Source organism: Chelatococcus sp. CO-6 (assembly GCF_001271345.1).
Lineage (GTDB): Bacteria > Pseudomonadota > Alphaproteobacteria > Rhizobiales > Beijerinckiaceae > Chelatococcus_A > Chelatococcus_A caeni.
Map to the genome: position 1 here is coordinate 4311275 of NZ_CP012398.1, position 26174 is coordinate 4337448.

General features: G+C 70.9%; 19 protein-coding genes and 1 pseudogene. 5 read left to right on the forward strand and 15 right to left on the reverse strand.

Annotated elements, in window-relative coordinates; all coding sequences use genetic code 11:
- Positions 1 to 23: 23 nt before the first annotated feature.
- Entirely contained in the window at positions 24 to 446 is a 423-nt protein-coding gene (arfB, locus tag AL346_RS20110) for an alternative ribosome rescue aminoacyl-tRNA hydrolase ArfB (RefSeq protein ID WP_019402398.1), read from the forward strand.
- A 340-nt stretch (positions 447 to 786) separates the two neighbouring features.
- The gene (locus AL346_RS20115; protein WP_019402397.1) at positions 787 to 2229 is read left to right on the forward strand and encodes an aldehyde dehydrogenase family protein; all 1443 of its coding nucleotides are present in this window, start codon (positions 787 to 789) and stop codon (positions 2227 to 2229) included.
- 399 nt (positions 2230 to 2628) lie between these two features.
- On the opposite strand, the gene pbpC is transcribed toward AL346_RS20115, so the two are convergent.
- Both pbpC and AL346_RS20125 read right to left on the reverse strand, forming a co-directional pair.
- Positions 2629 to 4740, reverse strand: coding sequence for a penicillin-binding protein 1C (pbpC, locus tag AL346_RS20120; RefSeq protein WP_082312589.1), 2112 nt, complete (start codon positions 4738 to 4740; stop codon positions 2629 to 2631).
- A 172-nt stretch (positions 4741 to 4912) separates the two neighbouring features.
- Entirely contained in the window at positions 4913 to 10135 is a 5223-nt protein-coding gene (locus AL346_RS20125; protein WP_053193980.1) for an alpha-2-macroglobulin, read from the reverse strand.
- A 177-nt stretch (positions 10136 to 10312) separates the two neighbouring features.
- Here AL346_RS20125 and AL346_RS20130 point away from each other — a divergent pair, with 177 nt between their 5' ends.
- Positions 10313 to 11725, forward strand: a complete 1413-nt coding sequence (locus tag AL346_RS20130; RefSeq protein WP_019401625.1) for a peptidoglycan-binding protein — start codon at positions 10313 to 10315, stop codon at positions 11723 to 11725.
- Between the two features lie 141 nt (positions 11726 to 11866).
- Here the strand turns inward: AL346_RS20130 and phnN are convergent, their stop codons facing one another.
- From phnN to phnG, 8 genes and pseudogenes are all read right to left on the reverse strand, one after another.
- Positions 11867 to 12466, reverse strand: coding sequence for a phosphonate metabolism protein/1,5-bisphosphokinase (PRPP-forming) PhnN (gene phnN / locus AL346_RS20135; protein WP_019401626.1), 600 nt, complete (start codon positions 12464 to 12466; stop codon positions 11867 to 11869).
- Positions 12463 to 13617: an alpha-D-ribose 1-methylphosphonate 5-triphosphate diphosphatase gene (locus AL346_RS20140; protein WP_019401627.1), complete on the reverse strand. Its 1155-nt coding sequence runs from the start codon at positions 13615 to 13617 to the stop codon at positions 12463 to 12465. Before AL346_RS20140 ends, phnN begins: the two co-directional genes overlap by 4 nt.
- A gap of 15 nt (positions 13618 to 13632) precedes the next feature.
- Entirely contained in the window at positions 13633 to 14346 is a 714-nt protein-coding gene (gene phnL, locus AL346_RS20145; protein WP_019401628.1) for a phosphonate C-P lyase system protein PhnL, read from the reverse strand.
- Positions 14343 to 15119 (reverse strand): phosphonate C-P lyase system protein PhnK, encoded by a 777-nt coding sequence (gene phnK / locus AL346_RS20150; protein WP_019401629.1) that lies wholly within the window; start codon positions 15117 to 15119, stop codon positions 14343 to 14345. The genes phnL and phnK overlap by 4 nt, the downstream gene beginning before the upstream one ends.
- Before the next feature lie 194 nt (positions 15120 to 15313).
- Positions 15314 to 16240 (reverse strand): annotated as a pseudogene (locus AL346_RS20155) (alpha-D-ribose 1-methylphosphonate 5-phosphate C-P-lyase PhnJ); the annotation flags it as partial.
- 8 nt (positions 16241 to 16248) lie between these two features.
- Positions 16249 to 17358, reverse strand: a complete 1110-nt coding sequence (locus tag AL346_RS20160) for a carbon-phosphorus lyase complex subunit PhnI (RefSeq protein WP_053193982.1) — start codon at positions 17356 to 17358, stop codon at positions 16249 to 16251.
- Between the two features lies 1 nt (position 17359).
- Entirely contained in the window at positions 17360 to 17959 is a 600-nt protein-coding gene (phnH, locus tag AL346_RS20165) for a phosphonate C-P lyase system protein PhnH (RefSeq protein ID WP_019401555.1), read from the reverse strand.
- Positions 17959 to 18453 (reverse strand): phosphonate C-P lyase system protein PhnG, encoded by a 495-nt coding sequence (gene phnG / locus AL346_RS20170; protein WP_082312654.1) that lies wholly within the window; start codon positions 18451 to 18453, stop codon positions 17959 to 17961. Before phnG ends, phnH begins: the two co-directional genes overlap by 1 nt.
- A 68-nt stretch (positions 18454 to 18521) precedes the next feature.
- Between phnG and phnF the strand changes: the two genes are divergently transcribed.
- Positions 18522 to 19328, forward strand: coding sequence for a phosphonate metabolism transcriptional regulator PhnF (gene phnF, locus AL346_RS20175; RefSeq protein WP_245258870.1), 807 nt, complete (start codon positions 18522 to 18524; stop codon positions 19326 to 19328).
- A 256-nt stretch (positions 19329 to 19584) separates the two neighbouring features.
- On the opposite strand, the gene phnE (AL346_RS20180) is transcribed toward phnF, so the two are convergent.
- The 4 genes from phnE (AL346_RS20180) to phnC form a co-directional block, all read right to left on the reverse strand.
- On the reverse strand, positions 19585 to 20472 hold the full coding sequence (gene phnE / locus AL346_RS20180) for a phosphonate ABC transporter, permease protein PhnE (RefSeq protein WP_019401540.1): 888 nt from the start codon (positions 20470 to 20472) through the stop codon (positions 19585 to 19587).
- Positions 20469 to 21353, reverse strand: a complete 885-nt coding sequence (gene phnE, locus AL346_RS20185; RefSeq protein WP_019401541.1) for a phosphonate ABC transporter, permease protein PhnE — start codon at positions 21351 to 21353, stop codon at positions 20469 to 20471. Before phnE (AL346_RS20185) ends, phnE (AL346_RS20180) begins: the two co-directional genes overlap by 4 nt.
- A gap of 178 nt (positions 21354 to 21531) precedes the next feature.
- Positions 21532 to 22458 (reverse strand): phosphonate ABC transporter substrate-binding protein, encoded by a 927-nt coding sequence (gene phnD, locus AL346_RS20190; protein WP_019401542.1) that lies wholly within the window; start codon positions 22456 to 22458, stop codon positions 21532 to 21534.
- A gap of 62 nt (positions 22459 to 22520) precedes the next feature.
- Positions 22521 to 23336 (reverse strand): phosphonate ABC transporter ATP-binding protein, encoded by an 816-nt coding sequence (phnC, locus tag AL346_RS20195; RefSeq protein WP_019401543.1) that lies wholly within the window; start codon positions 23334 to 23336, stop codon positions 22521 to 22523.
- 167 nt (positions 23337 to 23503) lie between these two features.
- On the opposite strand from phnC, the gene AL346_RS20200 reads away from it, so the two are divergent.
- A complete protein-coding gene (locus AL346_RS20200) occupies positions 23504 to 24124 on the forward strand; it encodes a DapH/DapD/GlmU-related protein (protein WP_019401544.1) in 621 nt (206 codons plus the stop codon).
- A 7-nt stretch (positions 24125 to 24131) separates the two neighbouring features.
- Here AL346_RS20200 and AL346_RS20205 read toward each other — a convergent pair whose 3' ends face one another.
- Entirely contained in the window at positions 24132 to 26099 is a 1968-nt protein-coding gene (locus AL346_RS20205; protein WP_019401545.1) for an alpha/beta hydrolase domain-containing protein, read from the reverse strand.
- Positions 26100 to 26174 lie beyond the last annotated feature (75 nt).

The following is a 26174-nucleotide window of genomic DNA, read 5'->3' on the forward strand; positions in this document are numbered from 1 at the left end:
GCACGCGACCTGCCGGATCCGCCATGCTGCGCATCACCGACGATATAAGCATCGACGAAAGCGAAATCGAGGAGAGCCACATCCGTGCCTCCGGCCCCGGCGGCCAGCACGTCAACAAGACGGCGAGCGCGGTGCAGCTGCGCTTCGACGCCCGCCGCTCCCCGTCGCTGCCGAACGAGGTGGCCATCCGCCTGATGAAGCTCGCCGGCAGCCGCCTGACGCAGGAAGGCGTCATCGTCATCACCGCCCAGTCGCACCGCAGCCAGCTGCGCAACCGCGAGGAGGCGCTGGACAGGCTCGTGGACCTGATCCGGCAGGCGACGGTGCGCCCCAAGCCGCGCCGGCCGACAAAGCCGACGAAGGCCTCCAGGGAGCGGCGGCTCGAAGGCAAGCAGCGCCGCTCGGCCGTGAAGTCCGTCCGCCGGGCCAAGCCGACGGTGGAGTGACGGCCCGGCGAGCGGACGCCGTTTCCCTGCCGTCATGCCCGCGCTCGTCGCGGGCATCCACGCCTTCAACCGAAAAGCAACGCCAAAGGCGCGGATGGCCGGGACAAGCCCGGCCATGACGACCGAGGCGCCTCTGCCTGCCCCGTTCTCGCAGCTGCCCGCGAACCTGATTGGCAGCGTGCGGCGTTCCCCACATCGTGATCCCCACGCGCGGCACGCACGCCCGGCATGCACTGCTCGGTGCTTTTGCAATGTGAGCCGGGATGCGTATGGTGTGCGCCGAATGCGGCGGCGCCCGCGCTGCCCCACAGCCATCACATGAGGAACGACAGGAAGAGGCATGACCGCACATTTCCAGAACTTCATCGCCGGTGAGTGGGTCGCCGGGCACGACGCCACCAGGAACGTCAACCCGTCGAACACGAACGACGTCGTCGGCGAATACTCCCGCGCGAGCGCGGCCGACACCGAGCGCGCCATCGCCGCGGCCAAGGCCGCCTTCCCTGCCTGGGCCCGCACGACCCCGCAGGAGCGGCACGACATCCTCAAGAGGGCCGGCGACGAGATCCTCGCCCGCAAGGACGAGCTCGGCCGCCTGCTCTCGCGCGAAGAGGGCAAGACCCTGCCGGAAGGCGTTGGCGAAGTGGTCCGCGCCGGCCAGATCTTCCTCTTCTTCGCGCAGGAAGCGCTGCGCCTTGCTGGCGACAAGATCGCCTCCGTGCGCCCGGGCGTCGATGTCGAGATCACGCGCGAGCCGGTCGGCGTCGTCGGCATCATCGCCCCGTGGAACTTCCCCATCGCCATCCCCGCGTGGAAGATTGCCCCGGCGCTCTGCTACGGCAACACGGTCGTCTTCAAGCCGGCCGACCTCGTGCCCGGCTCGGCCCATGCCCTGTCCGAGATCATCGTGCGTGCCGGCATTCCCTCCGGCGTCTTCAACCTCGTCATGGGCCGCGGCTCGGTCGTCGGCGAGACGCTGCTGAAGTCGCGCGACGTCAACGCCATCACCTTCACCGGCTCCGTGGCGACCGGCCGCAAGGTGGCCGAGGCCTGCGTCGGCACGATGAAGAAGTTCCAGCTCGAGATGGGCGGCAAGAACCCGCTCGTCGTGCTCGACGACGCCGACCTCAAGACGGCGGTGGAATGCACCGTCAACGGCGCCTTCTTCTCCACCGGCCAGCGCTGCACGGCCTCCTCGCGCGTCATCGTGACGGCCGGCATCCACGACCGCTTCGTCGATGCGGTGGCCGAGCGCATGAAGGGCCTCGTCGTCGGTGACGCCCTGAAGGCCGGCACCCATATCGGCCCGGTGGTCGACCAGAACCAGCTCGACCAGGACCTCTCCTACGTCAAGATCGGCCAGGACGAAGGCGCCCGCCTCGTCGCCGGCGGCGAGGTGCTGAACCGCGAGACACCCGGCTTCTACATGGCGCCCGCGCTCTTCACCGAATGCACGAACGCCATGCGCATCTCGCGCGAGGAGATCTTCGGCCCGGTCGCCAGCGTCATCCGCGCCAAGGACTACGACGAGGCGCTCGCCCTCGCCAACGACACCGAGTTCGGCCTGTCGGCGGGCATCTGCACGTCGAGCCTCAAATACGCCAGCCACTTCAAGCGAAACGCCGAGGCCGGCATGGTCATGGTCAACCTGCCGACCGCCGGCGTCGACTACCACGTGCCCTTCGGCGGCAGCAAAGGCTCGTCCTACGGCGCCCGCGAGCAGGGCCGCTACGCGGTGGAGTTCTACACGACGGTCAAGACGGCCTACACGCTGCCAATCTGACGGTCGCACCTGCTCCCTCCCCACACATCTCGGGTGGACCCGAGATGTGATCCTGAGAGGCAGGTCGGGAACACCCGACTTGCCTGGGGAGGGGGTCGGGGTGGGTGTTGCGGCTGAACCACCCCGTCCCTACCCTTCCCCGCAAGGGCACGGTATTCGCATACAAGGAGCGCTATTGATCCCTCCCCTTCAGGGGAGGGTGGATCGCGCCGGAGGCGCGAGACGGGTGGGGTCGAGGCCGGGACCGGTGTTCACAATCTCAGCCGCGCGGGCCCCCTCCGTCGCTGCTACGCAGCGCCACCTCCCCCAATGCGGGGGAGGATCACGACCTCGACGTTCATGTGCAATAGCCTGCCCCCACAAGGGGAAACGGATCGACGACGCCGGGAAAGGGGTGCCCTACTCCACTCGCACCGTCACGCTGTCCGTCGCGCCACGGCCGTCCGTCACCGTCACCCGTGCGAAGCCGCGCCCGTCCGCCTCCCACGCGGCCTCGCGCCTCGGGCTGTGCGCCCCGAGCGGCGTGCCGTTGACGTACCACAGGAACGGCGGGCTTCCGCCGCTCGCCTTGAGCGCGAGGAGCGCTCCGGCCCCCTCCTCCGAGAGACCGAGGTCGACGCGCGCCCCGTCCGGCGGGAAGGCGATGCGCAGCGGCGCCTGCGCCACGGCCGCGATCGTCTTCGGCACGTCCTTGCGCAGGTGGCGCAGCGGCGGCGGCAGGTTCGCCGTCGTCGCGTGGATGACGCCCGGCGGCTCGGCCACGGGCTCGCTCGCACCGCCGCGCCGGGCGAAGGCCTCGAACAGCATGGGCGCCGCCACCTGTCGGGCGACGAGGCCGGGCACCGCCGCGCCGTCCGGCCGGCCGATCCACACCGCGATGGTGGTGCTGCGGTCGAAACCGATGGCCCAGGCATCGCGATAGCCGTAGGAGGTGCCGGTCTTGTAGGCGATCATGCCCGGCAGCGCGTTCTGCGGCGCCGGCGCACCGCGCAGCACGTCGGCGACGTACCAGGCCGCGACCGGCTCCGTCAGGCGCGCGGCCTCGCCTGCGGGCGCCCCCTCCTCCCGCCACCACAGCGCCGGCACGGCGCCGCCACGCGCGAAGGCGGCATAGAGGCGCGCGAGATCGATGAGGCGCACGCCGACGCCGCCGAGGCCGATGGCGAGGCCCGGCGCCGCCTCCTTCGGCAGGACGAGGTCCGCCCCGGCCGAGCGCAGCCGCGCGAGAAGCCGCACCGGCCCGATCTCCGACAGCAGTTCCACCGCCGGCACGTTGAGCGAGAGCTGCAGCGCATGGCGCGCCGTCACCGTGCCCTGGAAGGTGAGGTCGAAGTTCTTCGGCGCGTAGATACCATAGCGCGACGGCCGGTCGTCCAGCACCGTCTCGGGATGGGCGAGCCCGCTCTCGAAGGCGAGCGCATAGATGAACGGCTTGAGCGCCGAGCCCGGCGAGCGCACGGCGAGCACGGTGTCGACCGCCCCGGCCCGCTCGGCCGAGAAATAATCCGCCGCGCCGACATAGGCGCGCACGGCGCCGCTCGCATTGTCGATGGCGATGACGGCGGCCGAGGCGCGCGGATCGACCCGCTCGGCCGTCTCGCGCGCCAGCGCCTCGAGCCGCGCCTGCAGGCGCGCATCGAGCGTCAAGCGATGCTCGCGCCGGCCGGGCTCCCCGCGCACCACCGTCTCGGCGAGGTGCGGCGCCAGCATCGGCACCGGCTGGCGCCCGGTCGGCACTGGCGCTTCCCGAGCAGCCCCCGCTTCGGCCTCCGAGATGCCGCCGTGGGCGAGCGCCCGTGCCAGCACGCGGTCGCGCGCGGCGCGGGCGACCTCCGGAAAGCGGTCCGGCCGGCGCGTCTCGGGCGATTGCGGCAGGGCGACGAGCAGCGCCGCCTCGGCGAGCGACAGGCGCTTCGGCTCCTTGCCGAAATAGGCGAGGCTCGCGGCGCGGATGCCCTCGAGATTGCCGCCATAGGGCGCCATGGTGAGGTAGAAGCCGAGGATCGCGTCCTTGTCGAAGCGGCGTTCCAACTGCACGGCGCGCACCGCCTGGCGCAGCTTGGCGGCGAGGTCGCGTTCCTCGCGCGGCTCGAGCAGGCGTGCCGCCTGCATGGTCAGCGTGGAGCCGCCCGAGACGATGCGCCCGTTGAGCGCCACCTGGCCCGCGGCGCGCAGGACGGCGAGCGCATCGATGCCGGAATGCGCGCGAAAACGCCGGTCCTCATAAGCCGTGAGCAGCGCGATGAAACGCGGATCGACATCGTCGACGCCGACCGGCAGACGCCAGCGGCCCTGCGGCGTGGTGAAGGCGCGCAGCAGCCGGCCGTCCCTGTCGGACACGACGGTCGAGCGCTCCTCGACCTGCGCCAGGTCGAGCGGCCCGAGCGAAGCAACGAAGCGCGCAAGCGCGATGCCACCGGCGAGGAGCAGCACCGCGCAAACCGCCGCCACCCCGTGCAACGCGCGGGAGCGGAGCAGTCTTGCAAGTCGCTCGCTCAATCCGGCCGGCATCCCAGCGACCTTCTCGTTGCGCCCCGGCGGGCTTCATCTGTTCCCTCCCCCTTGCGGGGAGGGCCAGGGTGGGGGTGGTGCAGCCTGGAGGACCGCACCGTCACCCGACGTCGCGCCCCCCACCCCTCCCCGCAAGGGGGAGGGGAAATTGCGGCGTCCATCGTAGCCGCCCCTACTTCGCCTCCGTCACCTCGACTGTCCCGAAGCCCGTGCGGCCGAAGCGCTCGGGGCGATACATGTCCTCGGCCGTCGCCGGCGGGTGGACGTAGCGGCCCGGCGCCACCGCGCGGATCATGTAGGCGACGGTGATGAAGGCCGACTGGCCGCTGTCACGGTCGAAGGCCGCGACGAAACGGTCGTCGCGGTATTCGACATGTGCCGGCTCCACCGTGGTCTGCAGCCACGACAGCGCCGCCGCCGAGGAGGCGTCGACGAGGTTCGGATTGTCGATCTCGAACCCGGCCGGCAGGTGATCGACGACGAGCAGGCGGGCGAAGCGCGCCTGGTCCTCCGTCACCTTCAGCACCGTGACGAGCCGCTCATTCTGCCGCACCGTCGCGGGATCGACCGCCGTGCCGTCGAGCCGGTAGTAGCTGCGCTCCACCGTGTAGCCGCGGGCGAGCGCGCCCTCCTGCGCCGTCGGATTGCCGGCCGCCGTGACGACGACCCGGGCATCGAGCGTGCCCGTATTGGCGATCGTCACCGCCCCCTCGTCGAGGCGGGCGGCGCGGTAGTTGCGGTAGAACGGGCCATCGGCCTCGCGCCCGTCCACGGTGAGCTTGAGCCGCGCATTGTCCCGCGCGAGCGCGCCGGCCGCGAGCACCATCCAGGCCTGTTCCTGCGTGCTCGTGTAGCGGCCCGTGCCGCGCGCCTCGTCGATGACGAGGGACGCCTGCTGGATCTCGGCGCCGCCGGTGCCCGCTTCGCCCAGGAGCGCCAGGACCGCGGCGCCGTCGCGCAGGCGCGAGCCGTAGTCCGGCCGCGAGGCCGGGCCGTCCTTCTCCCCGCGCAGGGTCGACATGGCGGTGGCGAAGGCGGTCTCGGCCCGGCGCCGGTCGCCGAGCAGCGCGAGCGCTGCTGCGATCTGCGCCTGCGCCATGGCGCTGCCGAAACGCGGCAGCCTGACGTCGGCGAGATAGCGCAGGTCGCCCATCACCGGGCGGCCGTTGCGGGCGAGCACATAGACCGCATAGGCCAGCGCCTGTCCCCGTCCCTGGTCGAACTCCGTCGTGTTGGCGACGTAGTTGCGCAGCCGCTCGAGCGCGAGGTCGAAGGCCGTCTGCGGCACGGCGAAGCCCTTTTCGCGGGCCCGCGTCAGGAAGTCCGTCACATAGGCGTCGAGCCAGATGTCGTCGCCGCCGACGGACCACAGGCCGAAGCTGCCGTTGGAATCCTGGCGCGACATCACCCGTTCCACGGCGCCGCGCACCCGCTCGTCGAGCTGCGTGTCGACCGGCAGGGCCTCGGTGCTGGCGAGCTCGTTGACATAGAGCAGCGGCAGCGCCCGGCTGACGATCTGTTCCGAGCAGCCGTAGGGATAGCGGTCGAGCGCCTGCAGCAGGCCCGGCACGTCGAGCGCGGCGAGCGTCGTCACGGAGACGGACGCGACGCCCGAGCCCGGCATCAGGCCGGCGAGGATGTCACTGCTGATCGAGACGCTGCCGCCGGCCGGCAACGGCCGGACCGTGCGATGGGCGAGCGCCGGCGTGCCGGGAGCAATGCCGAGGGCGAAGTCCTGCGCCACGTCGATGCCGGGGCCCGTGAGCCGCGCGGTGAGCTTCGCGACGCCGAGCCCGCCGGCCGTGACCGGTAGGGACAAGGCCGTGCGCGCGCCCTTTTCGAGCTTGAGCGTGCGCCGCGTCGCCTCCAGTGGCAGGATGACCGGACCGGAAGCGTCGACCTCCACCACATAGTCGCCCGCCTCACCTTCCACATTGTCGATGGCGAGGTGGATGCGGGACGTGTCGCCCACGTTGAGAAAGCGCGGCAGGGTGCCGGAGACGACGACGGGGTCGCGCACCACGACATCGGCCGTGGCCGAACCGGCCCGGGTCTTCGACCAGGCGACAGCCATGACGCGCACGGTGCCGTTGAAGGCCGGGATGTCGAACGACACATGGGCGACACCGTCGGCCCCGGCGCGCACGACGCCGGAATAGAGCGCGACCGGCTCCTGCGTCGGCGGCGCGTTGTCGAACTGCGGCGCGGCCGCGTCGCCACCGGAGCGGATCGCCCCGCGCGTGCCCTGCATGCCGTCGATGAGATAGCCGTAGACGTCGCGGATCTCGGTGCCGAGACGCCGCTGGCCGAAGAAATAGTCGCCCGGGCGCGGCGCCTCGTAGCGCGTGAGGTTGAGGATGCCGACATCGACGGCGGCCACCGTCACATAGGCCTCCTCCCCCGCCGCGAGCCCGCCGAGCCGCACCGGCACGTCGAGCGTCTGCCGCGGCTGCATCACCTGCGGCACATCGAGGGAGACGTCGATGTTGCGCTGGTCGCGCGCCACGGAGAACCACGCGAGGCCGAGCGCGCGGCCCGGCATGCGCTTGGCCCCGACGTCGAGCGGCCGGTGCGCCAGCACGACCACATAGGCCCCCGGCCCCCACTCGGCCTTCGCCTCGAGCGAGACCGTGGTGCCGGCCGGGTCGAGATCGACGAGCTTCTCCGCATGCACTCTGTCGCCGACGACGAGCACCGTCGCCTTGCCCGCCGCGCGCGGCTTGAGGCTGATCGCCATCCTCTCGCCGGCCGCGTAGGAGGCCTTGTCGAGGCGCATGTCGAGCACGTCCGGCGTATCGGCGCTCACGGCGCCGCTGTAGCCGACGGAGAAGGACAGGCTCGTCGGCGCCGCCTCGCCCCGGCCCGCCTCGATCTCCAGGCGGTAGCGTCCCCAGCCGACGGGCGCGGAGATGCGCGCGGGCGCATCGGTCCCCGGCTCGATCTCGCCGTCGGCGATGCGGCGCGTCGTCTTGATCGGCTCGTAGGACCAGCCGCCGCCCTGGTTGAACCATTGGTAGCGCTGGTCGATGCGGTAGAGGCTCCAGCGCAGCGGCATGGCGAGCCGCTTGCCCTCGCCCGTGGCCGCGACCACGTCGAAGGTCGCGATGCCGCCATCGGAGAGATCGGTGAACAGCTTGCGCACGCCGATGACATTGCCGGCCTGGGCGACGGGCAACGTGAGCGAGCGCGCCACGCCGCGCCCGCCGGGCTCGGCCACGGTGACGGTGACGGTGGCCTGCAGCGGCCGCGGCGCGGAGACGTCCGGCAGCGGCACGGCGAAGGTCGCCTTGCCGGCCGCGTCCGTCTCAGCCCCCTCCTCGACCTCCTGCATCACGGTCTCGAAGGCCTCGTCGTCGAGGCCGACGGCATAGCCCTCGAGCCCCGGCACCGCATTGTTCGGCACGGCCTCGACGGTCACGGTGCCGCTGACCTCGAGCTCCGCGCCCGGGGCGCCGTAGAGATAGCGGGCCGTGACGTCGATATTGGCCGCGTCGCCGGCGGCGACCGTCGGCTCCTGCGGCGCCAGCGTCAGCTCCAGCCGCTCCGGCACATAGTCCTCGACGAGGAAGGTCGTCTCGCCGATGGCGGCGCCCTTCGGGTCCGCGTAAGCGGTGAGCCGCCAGGTGCCGCGCATGGCCCCGGGCAGGATCGCCAGCGACCAGGCGCGCCCGCCGAGGCCCTGGTCGTCGACGGCGACGCGCCGGTATTCGACGCCGTCCGGCCGGCGGGCGACGAGGGTGAGCGGCAGGCCGGCGGCTGCATCGCCGCGCGCGTCGCGCAGCAGCGCCGTGACCTGGACCGTCTCGCCCGTGCGGTAGACGCCGCGCTCGGTGAAGACCTGCGCATCGAGCGGCCCCGGCGTCTGCCGGCCGGCGACGCCCCGGTCGGTAAGGTCGAAGGGCGTCTGCGCCAAGTCGAGGAAGGCATAGTCGCCGGCCTCTGTCGTCGCCACCACGAGCCCCGGCGCGAGGCCGCCCTTGCCGCGCGAGAGACCGGGCGCGAAGACGGCGCGGCCGTTGCCGTCGCTCTTCACCTCGCCGAGCACCTCGTTGTTGCGGGCGACGAGCTTGACGGTGGCGCCGGCGAGCGGCCCGGCCGAGGCGAGCGAGCGGGCGACGACGTGCACACCGTCCTCGCCGGAGAGCGCCGTGAGGCCGATGTCGGAGACGATGAACCACTGGGTCGCGGCCGGGCTGTAGTCCTCGTCCGCGGGCGGCCCGCCGGAGGGGCGCGCCGTCATCACATAGACGCCGGGCTCCAGCTTGCCGCCGGTCGCCTCCAGCACCGGGAAGGCGGTCGTCACGTCCTCGTTGATCCGCCGCGCCACGTCGAGCGTGCCGGCCCAGACCTTCTGCCCCTGGTCGGAGGCGATGTTGTCGGCCGTGTAGCGGGCGATCTGCGACATGAACTCGTCGGAGCGCAGCGTCGGCAGGAGGTTGCGGTCGCCGATGCGGTAGAGCTCCACGTCCACCTTGTCCGTGTTCACGGTGACGACGGGGATGCCCTCCTGCCCCGTGCGCGGCAGGATGTAGTTGCGGCCGGTGAAACGCGCCTGCGGAGAGCGGTCGCGCACGTAGATCTCGTAGTCGGCGTTGCGCAGCAGCGTCTCCTCGACGGACGAGGGCAGGCCCTGGCGCAGCACGATGGCATAGCGCTCACCATGCTTCAGGCCGTCGACGCAAAGCTGGCGGTCCTCTCCCGTCACGGCGGGCGTCGCGCTGCCCGTCACGGCGACGAAGGGCGCGAAATCGACGCGGCCGCGCGCGAGAGGCTCCGAGAAGTTGAAGCACACGCGCGGCGAGGCTGAATCGGAATCGACCCGGTAGTCGAGGATGCGGAAGCCGTATTTCTCGCGCAGGCCTTCATAGATCGACCGCACATGCGAATCGTCGGCGAGCGCGAGGCTCATCCGGTAGGCGTCGAGCGAGGGGCGCCAGTATTGCCGCGAGGCGAAGACGTCGCCGAGAAGCGCCAGCGCCGAGGCCTCGGCCGCGGCCCCGCGCGCGTTCTGATAGGCCGCATAGGCCGCGCTCGTAGCCCGCTCGGCGAGCCTGTAGCGCTCGCTGTAATTGGCCGGCGAGATCGCCATGGCCGCCCGCGCATAGGCCGTCCAGCCGGCAGCGCTGGCCGGATCGGCAGCGACGGCCGCAGCGGCGGAGGAAAGCGCCTGGCGGGCGTCGCCGCGGGCGAGCGCCTGGGCGCTGTCACGGCGCAACTGGTCGGCGGGACGCGTTGCGGCCGCTCCCGCCTCCGTCTTCAGGTCGGCCTGCAGCCTGACGGCGGCGCTGGCGAGATCGTCCCGGACCAGGGACTTCTGCGCCGAAGCCGGTGGGGCAAGGGCGAGGAGGCAGAGGGTTGCGATGGCGACGGCAATCAGTTGCGCAGCACGAATCATGCTCCCCTCCCTCGGCGTGCCTTCGGGTGACGCCTAGGAAAAATAGCGCCGCCGCGATGACGAGCGCGAGACTAAGCGCCTCGAAGCACGGCTGCAATCCATGGCTGCAACGCATGCCGTGACGACGTCGTGCAGTTTTGCCATAGTCGCGCGACGGAACGAACGGGGAGCGGGGGCATGAACCGGGCGCGGACGGGGCGCGGTCGCAGACGGGATCGTGGACAGGGCGGCATCGGGGCCCTGCTGGGCCTCCTTATCGGCGCGGCGGCCCTGCCGCTCGGCTCCCCGGCTCTCGCGCAGCAGCCCGCAGCGGGCGAGGCGCTCGATGCCGCCCGTGCCGCCTTCGAGGCGCTGCCGGAGGCCGACCGCAAGGCCATCCAGGACGCGCTCGTCTGGACCGGCGACTACAACGGCACGCTCGACGGCGCCTTCGGCAAGCGCAGCTTCGATGCCATCCGCGCCTTCGAGACGCGCAGCCGCCTCACCGCGGACGGCATTCTCATGCCCGCCGAACGCGACGCGCTCCTGGCGGCCGCGCAACGCCAGCGCGATGCCGCCGGCTTTGCCGTCATCGACGATCGCCGCTCCGGCATCCGCATCGGCGTGCCGCAGAAGGTGCTCGCCGAGCGCAGCGACACGCCGGGCGGCTCCCTCTTCCGCGCCAGGCGCGGCGGCGGCGCCCTGACGACGGATCTCATCCCGGCCGCGGCCGGCACCGGCCTCAAGGATCTCTACGCCGACCTCAGCGCCGCGGCGCCGGGGCGCCGCATCACCTACAAGGTGCTGCGCGACAACTGGTTCGTCGTCACCGGCGAGGAAGGCGCCGAGCGTTTCTTCACGCGCTTTGCCGCAACCGCCGCCGGCCTGCGCGGCTTCACCGTGGCCTATCCGGCGAGCGCCGCCGCGACCTTCGACAGGCTCACCATCGCCATCACCAACAGCTTCGAGCCGGAACCCGAGACCGTATCGGCAGCAACGGCCACGGCCGGGGCCGGCGGTGCGGCATCCCCCGCCCCCACCGTCTCCGGCGGCAATGCCTTCACGGCCATCGTCCTCGACGGCGGGCGGGCGCTGACGAGCGCCGCCGCAGGTGCCTGCAAGGCGCCGACGGTCGGCGGCAAGCCGGTGAAGATCGAGGCGAGCGGCGGCGCCGCCTTCGTCGAGGGCGCCTTCGCGACGGGATCGGCGCCGGTCGCCTGGCGCCGCCCGGAGGGCACGGACCAAGACGTCTTCATCCTCGGCCATGCCGCCATCGGCGGCGAGCGCCGGCTCGTCGCGACGCCGGGCGTGCTCAAGATGGCGGGCGATGGCACGGCGCGCCTCGCTGCCCCGGTGCAGCCCGGCATGGCAGGCGCCCCCGTCGTCGACAGGTCCGGTGCGCTCGTCGCCGTCGTAGGCCCCCTGCCGCAGACGATGACGCTGGTTGCCGGCATCGCGCTCGGCACGACCGTCCCCGCGACGACCGCGGCGAGCCTTGCCGACAGCACCCGCCTGCCCGAAGCCGGCGGGCCGGGCGAAGCGACAACCCTCGGCGCCGCGGCCGAGGCCTGGCGCGCCCGTATCGTGGCGGTGGACTGCCCGGGCGGGTAGCCGGGGGCAGGCCGGCCGCTCCCACGCCGTCATGCCCGCGCTCGTCGCGGGCATCCACGCCCTGCCGTCGCGCAAGGGGCTCGAAGGCCGCGGGCGGCGGAGAGCGTCGGGTACGCGGCCCGGAGGCACTCGGAAGCACCCTCAGTCCCGGAGCGCCCCACGCAGGAAGGCGACCAGCTTCTCCCCGGCCGCTTCCACGCTGCCGTCATTGACGATGGTGAGATCCGGCGCCCGGTCGGGCACCACGGCCTTGCCGCGGGCGAGGCGCGCGGCGATCGTCTCGGCGCTTTCCCGGCCGCGGGCCGCGAGCCGCCTGGCGATGACGGCGTCGGGCGCCGTCACCGATACGACGGCGATGCGGGCAAAGACCGCGCGCGCCGCCGCGACCTGCGCCCGCGAGATGTTGCTGACCACGACTGCCCCGTTCGCGAGCGCCGTCTCGACACTGCGCGGCAGCGCATAGCCGAGGCCGTGCGCACGCCAGTAGAGCGAAAAGGCTCCACCGGCGACGCCTGCGCCATAGGCCTCCTCGGTCAGGACATCGTGGTCCTCGGCAGTGCTCGCGGCGCGCGTGACGAGCCGGCGGGGAAAGACGAAGCGTTCCCCCTCCCCCGCGAGGCGCCGGCGGGCATGGTCGATGAGCGTGTCCTTGCCGGCGCCGCTCGGCCCGACGACGCAGACGAAGAGCCCGCGCCCGAGCGTGATGGGCACGCGATCGCCGGCTTCGGCTTCCATGGTCATGCCACGCGGCGCCCCTCGCGCCACACCTGCCGCACCACCGGCACGGCGCCTGTCATATGCACGCACACGAGGTCGGCCCGAAGCCCGGTGGCGAGCGCGCCGCGGTCCGCGAGCCCCGTCGCGAGGGCCGGATTGCGCGTGACCGTCGCCACCGCCTCGGGCAGCGAGATGGCCGGCACCCGGCGGGGCAGATCGAAGGCGGCCATGAGCAGGCTCGCCGGCACGTAGTCCGAGGAGATGATGTCGAGCACGCCCTCCCGTGCCACGGCCTCCGCGGCGACGCTGCCGGAATGGGAGCCGCCGCGCACGATGTTGGGGCCGCCCATCATCACCCGGATGCCGGCGGCATGGGAACCGCGGGCGGCCTCGATCGTCGTCGGGAATTCCGCGATGGCGACGCCGTCCGACTTCGCCTCCTCCACATGCTCTGGCGTCGCGTCGTCATGGCTTGCCAGCACGACGCCGCGCGCGCGGGCGATCTCGACGAGGCGGCGCCGGTGGGTTTCGGCATTCGCCTCGTGCATCGCGAGGCGGCGCGCCATGAGCGCGTTCATGGCATCGTCGCCGACGCCGTTCTTGCCGCTGTAATAGGTCTTCCACACGGCGATATCGCGGAACTGACGCTGGCCCGGCGTGTGGTCCATCAGCGACATCATGTGCACCGGATATTCGGCCACATAGCGCTCGGCCTGGTCGATGACGTCAGGGGACGAGATCTCGCAGCGCAGGTGCGTGCGGTGCTCGGCGCGCACGTGCCCCTCGGCGACGGCCGTCTTGATGGCATCGGCGAGCGTCCAGACCTCCTCGCCGAGCGAGCCCTTGTCGAAGTCGGAGCCGATGCGCAGGGAATCGAACACCGTCGTGATGCCGGCCGCCGCGATCTGCGCGTCATAGGCCATGACGGCGGCGAGCGGGTGCCAGCGCACCTTGGGCCGGGGCGCGTAGTGGCTCTCGAGATGATCGGTATGCAGCTCGACGAGGCCCGGCAGCAGATAGTCGCCGGCAAGGTCGAGGCCGCGCTCCGGCGCCCGGCCCTCGCCGAACTCCGCGATGCGGCCGTCCGAGACCGCGAGCCAGCCGCCCGGGACGATCCTGTCGGGCAGGATGAGCGTGGCGTTCTCGATGACGAAACTGTCGGGCGTTGCGGTCATGACGGCGGCTCTCAATCAGGCGGCTCGGGAAGAAGCGAAGCGGGTGACGTCCTCGATGCGGTCGGCCACCGCCTCGCGCACGTCCTCGTCGTGGAAGATGCCGAGAATGGCGGTGCCGGCCCGCTTCTTCTCGTGGATGAGGTCGACGACGACGGCGCGGTTCTTCGCGTCGAGCGAAGCCGTCGGTTCGTCGAGGAGCAGCACCGGCCGGTCGGCGGCAAGGCCGCGGGCGATGTTGACGCGCTGCTGCTCGCCGCCCGAGAAGGTCGAGGGCGGCAATTGCCACAGGCGCTCCGGGACGTTGAGGAGGCTGAGCAGGCGCCTCGCCCGCTCCATCGCCTCCTGCTGCCCGATACCGCTCTCACGCGCCGCATTGGCCACGATGTCGAGGGTCGCGACGCGCGGGATGACGCGCAGGAACTGGCTGACATAGCCCATGACGTCGCGCCGCAGCGCCAGGATGCGGCGCGGCTCGGCGCTGGCGACGTCGACCACCTCCGCCCCGTCGCGGACGAGGATGCGGCCACGGTCGGCGCGGTAGTTGCCGTAGATCATCTTGAGGATCGACGACTTGCCGGCGCCCGAGGGCCCGCCGAGGACGACGCATTCGCCGGCCGCGACCGCGAGGCTGACGTCGGAGACGACGGCAAGCTCCAGCCCGCCGCGCAGGTGGAGCGTGAAGCTCTTCGACACGTCGTCGAGGGCGATGAGAGGCTGTTCGGTCGTCATGCTGCCAGCACCGAGGAAACGAGTAGCTGCGTATAGGCCTCGCGCGGATCGTCGAGCACCTGGTCGGTCAGTCCGGTCTCGATCACCCTGCCCCGGCGCATCACCATGATGCGGTGCGAGAGCAGACGAGCCACAGCAAGATCGTGTGTCACGATGATGACGGCGAGGCCGAGTTCCGCCACGAGGCCGCGGATGAGATCGAGCAGGCGCGCCTGCACCGAGACGTCGAGGCCCGAGGTCGGCTCGTCCATGAAGACGAGGCGCGGATGGGTGACGAGGTTGCGGGCGATCTGCAGGCGCTGGCGCATGCCACCGGAAAAGCTCTTCGGCGTGTCGTCGATGCGGCCGGCCTCGATCTCGACGCGCGCGAGCCAGTCGCTCGCGGCGGCGCGGATATTGCCGTAATGCCGGGCGCCGACGGCCATCAGCCGCTCCCCGACATTGCCGCCGGCCGAGACGCCCATGCGCAGGCCCTCGCGCGCATCCTGGCGCACGAAGCCCCAGTCCGTGCGCAGCAGCAGGCGCCGCTCGGCCTCGGTGAGCTCGGACAGGTCGCGCACCACGCCGTCACGCATGCGGTAGTGGACCGCGCCGGCGCTCGGGGCGAGCTCGGTCGCGAGCAGGCCGAGCAGCGTCGACTTGCCCGAGCCCGACTCGCCGACGACGGCGAGCACCTCGCCCTCGTGGAGATCGAAGGTCACGTCCCAGCAGCCGAGACGCTCGCCATAATATTTCGTCAGCCCGCGGGCGGACAAAAGCGGACGCTCGCTCATCGGGTCTCTCCTGCCTTGTCCTTGGCCACCACTTCCCTCTTTTCAGCAGCCGTATCGGATGGCAGGTCGCTCGATCCTCCCCCGTATGGGGGAGGTGGCGGCCGCAGGCCGTCGGAGGGGGCCGCGCGCTTCCCGGCACGAGCGGCGTGCCTCGCCTCACCCCACCCGTCTCGCGCCTTGCGGCGCGATCCACCCTCCCCTTCAGGGGAGGGATCACTGGCGCCGGGATCCACCATCATCCCTTGATGCCCGGCCGCCCGGCGCTCCTCGCAGAAATCGGTGTCGGAACAGACGAACATGCGCCCGCCGCGGTCGTCGAGCACCACCTCGTCGAGATAGACCCCCTCGGCGCCGCAGAGCGCGCAGGGCTGCTTGAAGGTCTGGATGCGGAAGGGGTGGTCCTCGAAATCGAGGCTCCTCACCCGTGTGTGGGGCGGCACGGCATAGATGCGCTTCTCGCGCCCGGCGCCGAAGAGCTGCAGCGCCGCGCACATGTCCATCTTCGGGTTGTCGAACTTCGGCGTCGGCGAGGGATCCATCACATAGCGGCCGGCGACCTCGACCGGATAGGCGTAGGTCGTGGCGATGTGGCCGTGGCGGGCGATGTCCTCATAGAGCTTCACATGCATGAGCCCGTAGTCGGCGAGCGCATGCAGCTTGCGCGTCTCGGTCTCGCGCGGCTCGAGGAAGCGCAGGGGCTCCGGGATCGGCACCTGGTAGACGAGGATCTGGCCGTCCCGCAGCGGTTCCTCCGGGATGCGGTGGCGCGTCTGGATGACGGTCGCCGCCCTTGTCTTCGTCGTCGTCTCGACGCCCGCCGTCTTGGCGAAGAAGCGGCGGATGGAGACGGCGTTCGTGGTGTCGTCCGAGCCCTGGTCGATGACCTTGAGCACATCCTCGGGGCCGAGCACCGCGGCCGTCACCTGCACGCCGCCGGTGCCCCAGCCATAGGGCATCGGCATCTCGCGGCTGGCAAACGGCACCTGGTAGCCGGGAATGGCGATCGCCTTCAGGATCGCCCGCCGGATCATGCGCTTCGTCTGCTCGTCGAGATAGGCGAAGTTGTAGGCGTCCGTTTCCTTCCCCGCCGTTGCGCCGGGAGAAGGAAGATCATCCCGCATCGCCGCGCTCATTCCGCAGCCTCCTTCATCTCGCTCGCCTCGCCACGGCGGGCGGCATATTCGGCGCGCATGCGGCGCACGAGGTCGAGCTCGGCCTGGAAGTCGACGTAGTGCGGCAGCTTCAGATGCTCGACGAAGCCGGTGGCCTGCACGTTGTCGCAATGGGCGAGCACGAATTCCTCGTCCTGCGCCGGGGCCGTCACCTCCTCGCCGAAGTCGCGGGCGCGCAGCGCCCGGTCGACCAGCGACATCGCCATGGCCTTGCGCTCGCTCTGGCCGAAGACGAGGCCGTAGCCGCGCGTGAACTGCGGCGGCACCTCGGACGAGCCCTTGAACTGGTTGATCATCTGGCACTCGGTGACGTCGATGGTGCCGAGCGGCACGGCGAAGCCGAGCTCCTCCGGCACGAACTCCACCGCGACCTCGCCGTAGCGCACCTCGCCGACGAAGGGATGCGTGCGGCCGTAACCGCGCTGGGTGGAATAGCCGAGGGCGAGCAGAAAACCCTCGTCGCCGCGGGCGAGCGCCTGCAGGCGCAGGTCCCGTTCGGCCGGAAAATCGAGCGGCTCGCGCGTCAGGTCGCCGACCGGCGTATCGCCGTCGGGCGCGACCTCGCGCTCGATCAGATCCTCGCCGTCGAGAAGGTCGGTGACGCGCGCCATCGGCTCGCCCTCGCCCGCCGCGGCCTCCGCCGGCTCGGGCGGCGTGGCGCCGGCGGCGAGCAGGAAGTCGATGAGCCGATGGGTATAGTCGAAAGTCGGTCCCAGCACCTGCCCGCCCGGCAGGTCCTTGTAGGTGGCAGAGATGCGGCGCTCGACGGCCATGGCGGCGGTGTCGACCGGCTCGCTGTAGCCGAAGCGCGGCAGCGTCGTGCGGTAGGCACGGACGAGGAAGATGGCCTCGACGAGATCGCCCCGCGCCTGCTTGATGGCGAGCGCGGCGAGGTCCCGGTCGTAGAGCGAGCCTTCCGCCATCACCCGATCCGCGGCGAGCTTCAGCTGCCCGCCGATCTGCTCCGGGGAGATCTCCGGCACGGCGGGGTCGCCGCGCCGCGCATGGGCGAGCAGCCGGTGGGCGTTGTCGATGGCGGCTTCGCCACCCTTGACCGCAACATACATGTCAGCCCTCCGGCAGGATCTGCGTGGTGCGGGGCAGCGCCGCGACAGAGCCCGGCGCGACGAAGACGCAGTCGACACCGCGCGGGAAGAGCGCCCGGTTCGCCGCGCGCTGGACGAGGAAGTCGCCCGGCAGCGGCGCGATGGCGATGTCGGCGCGGCCCAGAATGCCCGCCCCCTCGCAGGCGAGCCCCTGCCCCGCCGCGAGCCTCCGCACCGCCATGACGACGGTGGTGGAGCGGTCGGGATATTCGTCGGTGCCCACGGCGAAGGCGCCGAGCGGCGGCATCGCATCGGGCTCGGCGACGAGGGCGAAGGCCGCCTCGTCGGGCGCCTCGACGATACGGGCACCGGTGTGGAAGCGCAGATAGGCGGCAACCGCCGGCACGGCGGCGAGCGCCGCATCGAGCCACAGCGGCGCCTCGTGATCCGCAAGCGCCAGAGCCACCGCGGCGAGCTCCGGCGTCAGCGGAGCCGGCGGCGCAAGGTCCGTGGCGAGCGGCTGGATGGTCGCCGGCCGCGCCATGGCCTCCATGACGGCGCGGAAGACGCGCTGCGCATCGAAGACGGGCTCGGTGAAGCCGGGTGCGAGGGCGATGCTCATCAATCCTCTCCGCGGACCATGGTGAAGAAGTTGACGCGCGTCGCCGCCGTGCGGCGCGTGGCCGTCTCGCGCCCGGCCATGAGCCGTTCGTGCACCGGTGCGAGCGCCGCTTCCACCGCCTGCCGCCGGCCCGGCAATTGCCAGAGCGCGTCGATGACGGCGGCGGCGCGCGCCCGCGCCGCGTCGCGGCCGAGGTGGTAGGCGAAGCCGTTGACGGTGCGTCCGCCCTCCGCGATGCGCACCGCCGCGCGCGTCACCGTCGCCTCGCCGAGGTTGAACGGCGCCCCGTCACCGCCGGCACGCCCGCGCGTCATGACGAGGCCCGTCTCCGGCCGGCGCAGGTCGCTCGCCTCCGGCAGCGGCGCGAGCGCGGCGAGCACGCTGTCCAGCTCCTCGCGCCGTGCCGCGGCCGAAACGGCCATCACGGCTTGCCGCGCCGCGATTTCCCGATCATCGTCAGCTGGATGGATTTCACCTGGACCGACTGCGGTCATGATCACCCGCCCTCGCTGCCCTGTTGCAGCGCTTCAACAATCATTTGTCTAGTGGTATAGACAACTACATGAAAAAGTCCAGTGACACTTCCATGACGGGCGAGGCCATAGCGGATTTCGGCGACGAACCGATGACCGGGACGAGCGACGGCGCGCTCGCCCGCGCCGCTGGCGTCACCGCCTGGCGGCAGATCGCCGATGCCATCGAGGCGGATGTGATGAACGGGCGCCTGACGCCCGGCAGCCAGCTGCCGACGGAGGCGCGGCTTGCGGAGCGATTCGCCGTCAACCGCCACACCGTGCGCCGGGCGATCGCCGCGCTCGCCGCCAAGGGCCTGCTGCGCGCCACGCAGGGACGCGGCACCTTCGTGGAGGCGAAGCCCCTCGCCTATCCCATCGGCCGGCGCACGCGCTTCACCGAGATCGTCTCGCGCGAAGGCCACGAGGCGGGCGGCGAGCTGATGTCGGCGGCCGAGACGGTGGCCGACGAGGAGACGGCCCGGCGCCTGCGCCTCATGCCCGGCTCGCCGGTGCTGCGGACGGAGGTGCGCCGCTTCATCGACGGTACGCCCGTCTCCAGCGGCACGTCCTTCTTCCCGCTGCCGCGCTTTGCCGGCGCCGCCACAGTGCTGCGCGAGACGGGATCGATCACCCGGGCGCTCGCCGCCTGTGGCGTGACGGACTACGTGCGCGCCGAGACGCGCATCACCGCCCGCCTCGCCACCGGCGACGATGCGGCGCGGCTCGACCTCTCGCCGGGGCGCATCCTTTTCGTCGTCGATGCGCTCAACGTCGACGGCACGGGCACGCCCGTGCAGGCGGCGCACGTCGTCTTCGCCGCCGATCGCGTCGAGCTAGTGGTCGAAAACGGCTAGAGCAGGACGAATGCAAGCCGGCCGCAAGGCTCTTGGCTTGATCCCTCCCCTCAAGGGGAGGGTGGATCGCGCCGAAGGCGCGAGACGGGTGGGGTCAAGACCGGGATCGACGCCCTTGTTGTCAACCCCTACCCCCTCCGTCGCCGCTTCGCGGCGCCACCTCCCCCATACGGGGGAGGATCAGCGCGCACCAAAGTGCATCCGCCCGCGAAGTGGATGCCGGCTGGGGGAATAGGCGGATGCGAACATAAACGGTTCAGGCCGCGATCTTCGCGTTGCCGATGATGGCGAAGCGCAGCCGGCCCGAGACGAAGTCGATCACCGCCACCGTGAGAAGGATCATCAGCACGAGGAAGGAGACGTGCTGCCATTCGAGCATCCGGATCTGCTCGTAGAGATGCAGGCCGACGCCGCCGGCGCCGACCACGCCGATGATGGTGGCCGAGCGGGTGTTCGATTCGAAATAATAGAGCACCTGGCTGACGATGACCGGGAAGACCTGCGGCAGGAGGCCGAAGCGTACCTGGTGCAGCTTGCCGCCGCCGGTCGAGGCGACGCCTTCCACGGCCTTCTTGTCCATCGCCTCGATGGCCTCGGAGAAGAGCTTGCCGAACTCGCCGAAATTGCTCGTCGCCACGGCGAGGATGCCGGCGAAGGGCCCGAGCCCGACGACATTGATCCAGATGAGCGCCCAGATCAGCACGTCGACGCCGCGCACCACATCGAGCCCGCGACGCAGCGAAAAATGGAGGAATACGTTCGGGATGACGTTCTTGGCCGCGAGGAAGCCGAAGGGAAAGGCAAGGATCGCCGCCGTCAGCGTGCCGAGGAAGGCGATCGCCAGCGTCTGCGCCAGCGCCATGAGATAGGTGAGGAAAGTCGCGTAGCTGCCCGGCGACGGCGGCAGCATGAAGCCGGCGAATTCGACGAGCTTGCCAAGGCCGCCGGCGATGCGGGCGAAGGAGAAGCCGAGCGCCCAGAAGCCGGAGATGAACAGCCCGGCGAGCACGGCGACGATCGCCACGCTCAGCGCCCGGCGCGGCCAGTTCACGCGGAAGATGGAAGGATGGCGCGCCGCGAGCCCCGCCATGTCGGCGAGCGCCTCGGCCTCGAAGCGGGGGGCGGTTTGCGCAGATCCGTTCATGAGCGGCTCTCCATGCCGATCAGCGCGTGGCGCAGCCGCTCGGTCGCAAGGTCGATGACCATGACGGTGGCGATGATGATGAGGAGGATGGCGCTGACGTCGGAATAGTAGAACTTGCGGATGGATTCGATGAGGTCCTGGCCGATGCCGCCGGCGCCGACGAAGCCCATCACGGCCGCGCCGCGCACGTTGATCTCGAAGCGCAGCAGGCCGTAGCTGGCGAAATTGGACAGCACCTGCGGCAGCACGGCGAAGCGCACCGTCTCGAGCCAGGTCGCGCCGGTGGCCGAAACGCCCTCGACCGGCTTCATGTCGATGTTCTCGACGACCTCGGAGAACAGCTTGCCTAGAGCCCCGGCCGTGTGGATGGCGATGGCGAGCACGCCCGGCACCGGGCCGAGGCCGAAGGCCGCGACGAAGATGAGCGCGAAGACGATCTCCGGCACCGTGCGGCAGAATTCGAGCACCCGCCGCACCAGCCAGCGCACCCGCGCCGAGCGCGAGAGATTGGCCGCGGCAAGGAAGCAGAGGCTGATTGCACAGAGCCCGCCGAGCATGGTGCCGAGATAGGCGATGAGCAGCGTCTCGCCCATGAGCCTCAGCCAGTAGCCGAGCCCCCAGTACCACTCGGCGAGGTCCTCGCCGAGATGGGCGAGCCTGAGCGTCGGCACGATGTCGCCGATGTAGCTCGGGAAGCGCCAGAGATTGGCGAAGAACTTCGCAAGGTCCACCTCGCCCGCCCAGGCGGACAGGCCGACGAGCGCGGCAAGGACGAGGCCGCCGAGAAGGACCTGCCGGCGCTTGGCGGCGACGGCCGCGCCGTAGGCATCTTCGAGCGCGCGCAGGCGCGGCTCGGGCAGGCGGGCGATGGCGTGGGACATGGATGGATACTTCGTCAGCCGGTGGGCCGGAGGCAGCACGCCGTCATGCCCGCACCTGTCGGGGGTATCCACGCCTGACCGCAAGCGACGTCGGACGGGCGTGGATGGCCGGGACAAGCCCGGCCAGGACGATGGAAGGCGTGATCGGCGGCAGGAATGGCCTGCCGAACGGGTGCGCTCAGGACGCCTTCTTGCGCTTCAGGCGGTCGACGAACTCGATGAGCTCGATGGTCGCCTTGTAGTCCTGCGTCGTGACCGGGGCGAAGCCCTTGTCCTTGCCGTCGGAGAGCTTGTCGAAGGCGGTCTTGTCCTTCTGCGGCGCCTCCTGGAAGGCCTTGGTGATGGCCTGCTTGAGGTCCGCCGGCAGGTTGGTGAGATAGGCGTAGGGCGAGCCCTGGATGAGGTCCGACTTGTAGATGATCCGGAAGTTCTCCTTCTTCGCCATGCCCTTGTTGGCCATGCGCGTCAGGTTTGAGTCGTTCTCGGAGTTCCACCAGTTGAAGGCGACGTCGACCGTGCCCTGGTCGAGCGCGGAGACAGCGTTCTCGTGGCTGCCGGCATAGACGACCTTGCCGAAGAACTGCTCGGGATCGATGCCCTGCTTGTCGAGGGCGAAGCGCGGCACGTTGTTGCCCGAGGTCGAGTTGGGGTCGACGAGGCCGAGGTTCTTGCCCTTGAGGTCGTCGATCGACTGGTAGGGGCTGTCCGCCTTCACATAGGCGACGGAATAATAGCCGACCGTGCCGTCGGAGTTGATCGTCGTCACGAAGGGCTCGACGCCGCCGCTCGTCACCTTGACGGCGCGGGAGAGCGAGGCAGGGCCGTAATAGGCGATGTGGATGTTGCCGGCCTTCTGGCCCTCGATGACCGCGGCATAGTCGTTGGCGATGCGCAGCTTCACCGGCACGCCGAGTTCCTTCGACAGATAGGCGACGAAGTCGTCGTAGCGCTCGTTCACGCCCGAGGCGTTCTCGGCCGGGATGACGGCGAAGGTGATCTCGGGATACTTCGCCTTCCAGTCCTCAGCGAAGGCCGGGATCTGGGCCATGCCGGCGAAGGCGAAGGACGCGGCGGCGGCACCGATGAGGGCGCGGCGGTTCAACATCGTGGTCTCTCCTCAAGAGTAAGGTCCGGCGCGGATCGCTGCGCCGGCGTCCATCGCGGCGCTCAGGCCGGGATCGCGACAGGGGAACGGGCGCCCCATCCGGCGGCTGCCGGGGACGTTGCGCCCTCGCCGATGACGTCGGCGGCCTCGAGCCCGTAGAGCTCGCGCGCCACGTCGTCGGTCAGGCTTTCCGGCAGGCCGTCGAAGACGACGCGGCCCGCGGCCATGCCGACCAGGCGGTCGCAGTAGCTGCGCGCCAGATCGAGCGAATGCAGGTTGCAGATGACGGTGATGCCGTAGGTGCGGTTGATGCGCTGCAACGCGTCCATGACGATGCGCGTGTTGCGCGGATCGAGCGAGGCGATCGGCTCGTCGGCCAGGATGATCTCGGGCGACTGCGCGAGCGCCCGGGCGATCGCCACGCGCTGCTGCTGGCCGCCGGAAAGCTGGTCCGCGCGCTGCGCCGCGAGCCCGGCGATGTCGAACTGCTCGAGCGCCGCGAGCGCGATCGCCTTGTCCTCCGGCGCCCACAGGCGCACGAGGGATTTCGCCGAGGGCGCGGCATTGAGCCGGCCCATGAGCACGTTGGTGAGCACGTCGAGCCTGCCGACGAGGTTGAACTGCTGGAAAATCATGGCGCAGCGCGCCCGCCAGTCGCGCAGCTCACGGCCCCTGAGGCCCGTCACGTCGACGTCGCCGCAGCGGATGCGCCCGTCGCTCGGGTCGACGAGCCGGTTGATCATGCGCAGGAGCGTCGACTTGCCGGCGCCGGAGCGGCCGATGACGCCCACGAAGGAGCCGGGAACCACGGTCAGCTCGACACTGTCGACAGCCGTCTTCGCACCGAAACGTCGGCTGACGCCTTCGAGAACCAGCATGCAGCAACCTCCACGATTGCTGCGTTAGCTAGATCGAGCAGGCGACACTATCATGACAATCAATAAATTGATCAATTTGCCATCTAACAACTTTTCAATACTGTTGATACCGTCACAACAGCGTCACATCGGCACACGAAACCTGCGCGCCACCTCCCGGGAGACGAATGATGGGCAAGCGCCTCGGCGAAACGCCGACGATCCACCCGACCGCCAGCGTCCTGCGCTCGACGCTCGGCCGCTACACGGAGGTCGGCGCGCGCACGAGCCTCGTCGAGACGACGCTGGGCGACTACAGCTACATCGTGAACGACGGCGACGTCATCTACACGACGATCGGCAAGTTCTGCTCCATCGCCGCCCAGGTGCGCCTCAACCCGGGCAACCACCCCATGTGGCGGGCGAGCCAGTCCCACTTCACCTACCGCGCCTCGGCCTATTTCGAGGGAGAGGAGGACGAGAGCGGGTTCTTCGACTGGCGCCGGGCCCAGCCCGTCACCCTCGGCCATGACGTGTGGATCGGCCACGGCGTCACGGTGATGCCGGGGGTGACGATCGGCACCGGCGCCGTCGTCGGCTCCGGCGCCGTCGTCACGAAGGACGTCGCCCCCTACGCCATCGTCGCCGGCGTGCCGGCAAGGCCCATCCGGCCCCGCTTCCCCGCCGCCGTCGCCGAGCGGCTCATGGCGCTCGCCTGGTGGGACTGGAGCCATGAGCGCCTCCACGCCGCCCTGCCCAACTTCCGCGCGCTGCCGGTCGAGGCCTTCCTCGAGAAGTACGGCGGCTGATCCGGCCTCAGCGGGCGACGTCGGAGGCTTCCGCGGCACGGACGATGGTGTCCGCGTCCGCCGGCAGCATCAGCCGCTCGTCAACGAGCTTGCGCGCCGCGCCGGAGACCGCCGCCACATAGGCCGCATGATCTTGATAGCGCTCCTCCAGCGACAGGCGCCCGTCGCCGGCCTCCTGCCGCGCCGCCTTGGTGCGGGCGAGCGGGATTTCGGAGCCGGTCAGGCCGCAGATGGCGCCCTCGGCGAAGCCCGCCTTGCGCAGGTTCCAGCCGAGATAGGTCGCCGTCGGCGCCTCGATCACCGGCAGGCGGATGCCCGCGACCGCATGCCCGTCGGCATCGACGCGCGGCAGGAAGACGGGATAGGCCGGTCCTGCGACGGGCGGCATGCGCGTATGGTCGACGAGCGACTTTTCGTTGTGCTCGCCCGCGAATTTCAGGCCGGGAATGCCGTCGTAGCCGGCCTCCTGCGCCGCGACGAGCGTGCCTTCTTCCAGGCCCGGATAGCGGCTCGGCGGCGGCTCCCGGCCCTCGGCCACCCAGGCATCGAGCACGACGAGCAGCGCGCGCATGGGCGCGCCGGCGTGCAGCGGATTCGACGGCAGCTGGCAGGCCGCCGCCGGCGCGGACTTGGCGCCGAAGGGCGTGAAGTGTGGCAGCCCGGCGAAGTAATAGGCGCGCACGTTCTCCGGCAGCGCCAGGGGCTTGCCGGCCGTGTCGGTGACGACGAGCGACAGGCGCGCCTGCACCGCCTCCGTGTCGGTGTCGGTCTGGATCACCTTGGGGCAGGAGCCGGCGGCCTCGCAGCGCTTCAGGATGCCGTCCGTAGTGCCGCCGATCGGGTCGAGGCTCGTCGCATAGGAGAACGGGAAGGCGTCGCCCGGATAGAGATGGTCCTCGTGATCGCGCGAATAGCGGCCCGGCTGGGCGAAGCGCGCATTGGTGAAGGTTCTGCGCGCGCCGGCGATGTGCGGCATCAGGCCGTCGAACACGGGCCGCCCGCTCTCGTCGTCGTTGAACCCCTGGTAGACCAGGTCGCGCAGGAAGCGGCCGCTCTGGGAAATGCCGATGGCATAGGCGGCCTTCAAGGCCGGCGCGCCGTCCGTGGCGAGAGGATTGGCGCCGCCGTCCGGCGCCGCGCCCTCGTAGCGCAGGAAGGAGACGAGGTCGCGCACGGCGGCAAAGCCGAGGCCCATGACCTTCGGGTCCTTCGCCGCGTAGATGAACTCGTAGATGGCGCCCGCATCGAAGCCCGGCGCCTTGGTGATCTCGATGCGGGTCGGGCTCAGATACTTGAAGGAAAGTCCGGCCGGCGTCGCGCGCGCATCGCCTTCCCGGGCCCGCACCGTCAGCCGCGCCTTTCCGGGATCAGGATCGGCCGCCGGATAGGAGAGATCGACGGCAACCACCGGCCCCTCTGTGCCCTTGGTGTCGTCGAAGACGAATTCCTCGCGGCTCTCCCCCGTCACGCCGGGCACAATCGGCACGTCGAGGCCCAGAAGCCCGCCGGCGGTCGCGAGGTCGCCCTGCCATCCGCTCCAGACGAGGGTGTAGCCCTGGTCCATGAGGAAGCCGTTGCCGGCATCGGCGGCCGAGACCGGGTCGTTCACCATCGGAGCGTCGTTCAGCAGGCTGAGCCCGAGCTTGCGGCCGCGGTTGGTGACTTCGTAGAGGAGCTTGCCGTTGCCGCGCGCGGGATCGGCCGGCTTCAGGATGTGCACGTCGGTCGAGAAGACCACTTCGCCGGCGGCGTTCCGGGGCGCGAGCGCCAGGTCCACGATGCCGGCGTTGCGCGCATCCTCCGGCTTCACCGCCATGGTGACGCGCGCCACGATCTTCTCGTAGGGGCCGGCCTCGAAGCTGCGGCCGGCGAAGGCCGGCGCCTCGGTGCGCGTGACCTCGAAGCCGACGACGCGCGCCTCGGCGCCGGCGGCGAGTGCGACGAAGGATAACCCGGCGAGCAGCAGTCCTTTCACGGCCTTCCCTCCCTGCTTCGCCCGAACGGCCGCGGCGGCGCGGGACGCGCCGTCATCTCACCGTCGGCGATTGCC

Excerpts from the sequence above, each read along its gene's own strand:
- arfB (WP_019402398.1), top strand. The coding sequence starts at position 24 with ATGCTGCGCATCACCGACGATATAAGCATCGACGAAAGCGAAATCGAG.
- AL346_RS20115 (WP_019402397.1), top strand. The coding sequence starts at position 787 with ATGACCGCACATTTCCAGAACTTCATCGCCGGTGAGTGGGTCGCCGGG.
- pbpC (WP_082312589.1), bottom strand. The coding sequence starts at position 4,740 with ATGCCGGCCGGATTGAGCGAGCGACTTGCAAGACTGCTCCGCTCCCGC.
- AL346_RS20125 (WP_053193980.1), bottom strand. The coding sequence starts at position 10,135 with ATGATTCGTGCTGCGCAACTGATTGCCGTCGCCATCGCAACCCTCTGC.
- AL346_RS20130 (WP_019401625.1), top strand. The coding sequence starts at position 10,313 with ATGAACCGGGCGCGGACGGGGCGCGGTCGCAGACGGGATCGTGGACAG.
- phnN (WP_019401626.1), bottom strand. The coding sequence starts at position 12,466 with ATGACCATGGAAGCCGAAGCCGGCGATCGCGTGCCCATCACGCTCGGG.
- AL346_RS20140 (WP_019401627.1), bottom strand. The coding sequence starts at position 13,617 with ATGACCGCAACGCCCGACAGTTTCGTCATCGAGAACGCCACGCTCATC.
- phnL (WP_019401628.1), bottom strand. The coding sequence starts at position 14,346 with ATGACGACCGAACAGCCTCTCATCGCCCTCGACGACGTGTCGAAGAGC.
- phnK (WP_019401629.1), bottom strand. The coding sequence starts at position 15,119 with ATGAGCGAGCGTCCGCTTTTGTCCGCCCGCGGGCTGACGAAATATTAT.
- AL346_RS20160 (WP_053193982.1), bottom strand. The coding sequence starts at position 17,358 with ATGTATGTTGCGGTCAAGGGTGGCGAAGCCGCCATCGACAACGCCCAC.
- phnH (WP_019401555.1), bottom strand. The coding sequence starts at position 17,959 with ATGAGCATCGCCCTCGCACCCGGCTTCACCGAGCCCGTCTTCGATGCG.
- phnG (WP_082312654.1), bottom strand. The coding sequence starts at position 18,453 with ATGACCGCAGTCGGTCCAGGTGAAATCCATCCAGCTGACGATGATCGG.
- phnF (WP_245258870.1), top strand. The coding sequence starts at position 18,522 with ATGAAAAAGTCCAGTGACACTTCCATGACGGGCGAGGCCATAGCGGAT.
- phnE (WP_019401540.1), bottom strand. The coding sequence starts at position 20,472 with ATGAACGGATCTGCGCAAACCGCCCCCCGCTTCGAGGCCGAGGCGCTC.
- phnE (WP_019401541.1), bottom strand. The coding sequence starts at position 21,353 with ATGTCCCACGCCATCGCCCGCCTGCCCGAGCCGCGCCTGCGCGCGCTC.
- phnD (WP_019401542.1), bottom strand. The coding sequence starts at position 22,458 with ATGTTGAACCGCCGCGCCCTCATCGGTGCCGCCGCCGCGTCCTTCGCC.
- phnC (WP_019401543.1), bottom strand. The coding sequence starts at position 23,336 with ATGCTGGTTCTCGAAGGCGTCAGCCGACGTTTCGGTGCGAAGACGGCT.
- AL346_RS20200 (WP_019401544.1), top strand. The coding sequence starts at position 23,504 with ATGATGGGCAAGCGCCTCGGCGAAACGCCGACGATCCACCCGACCGCC.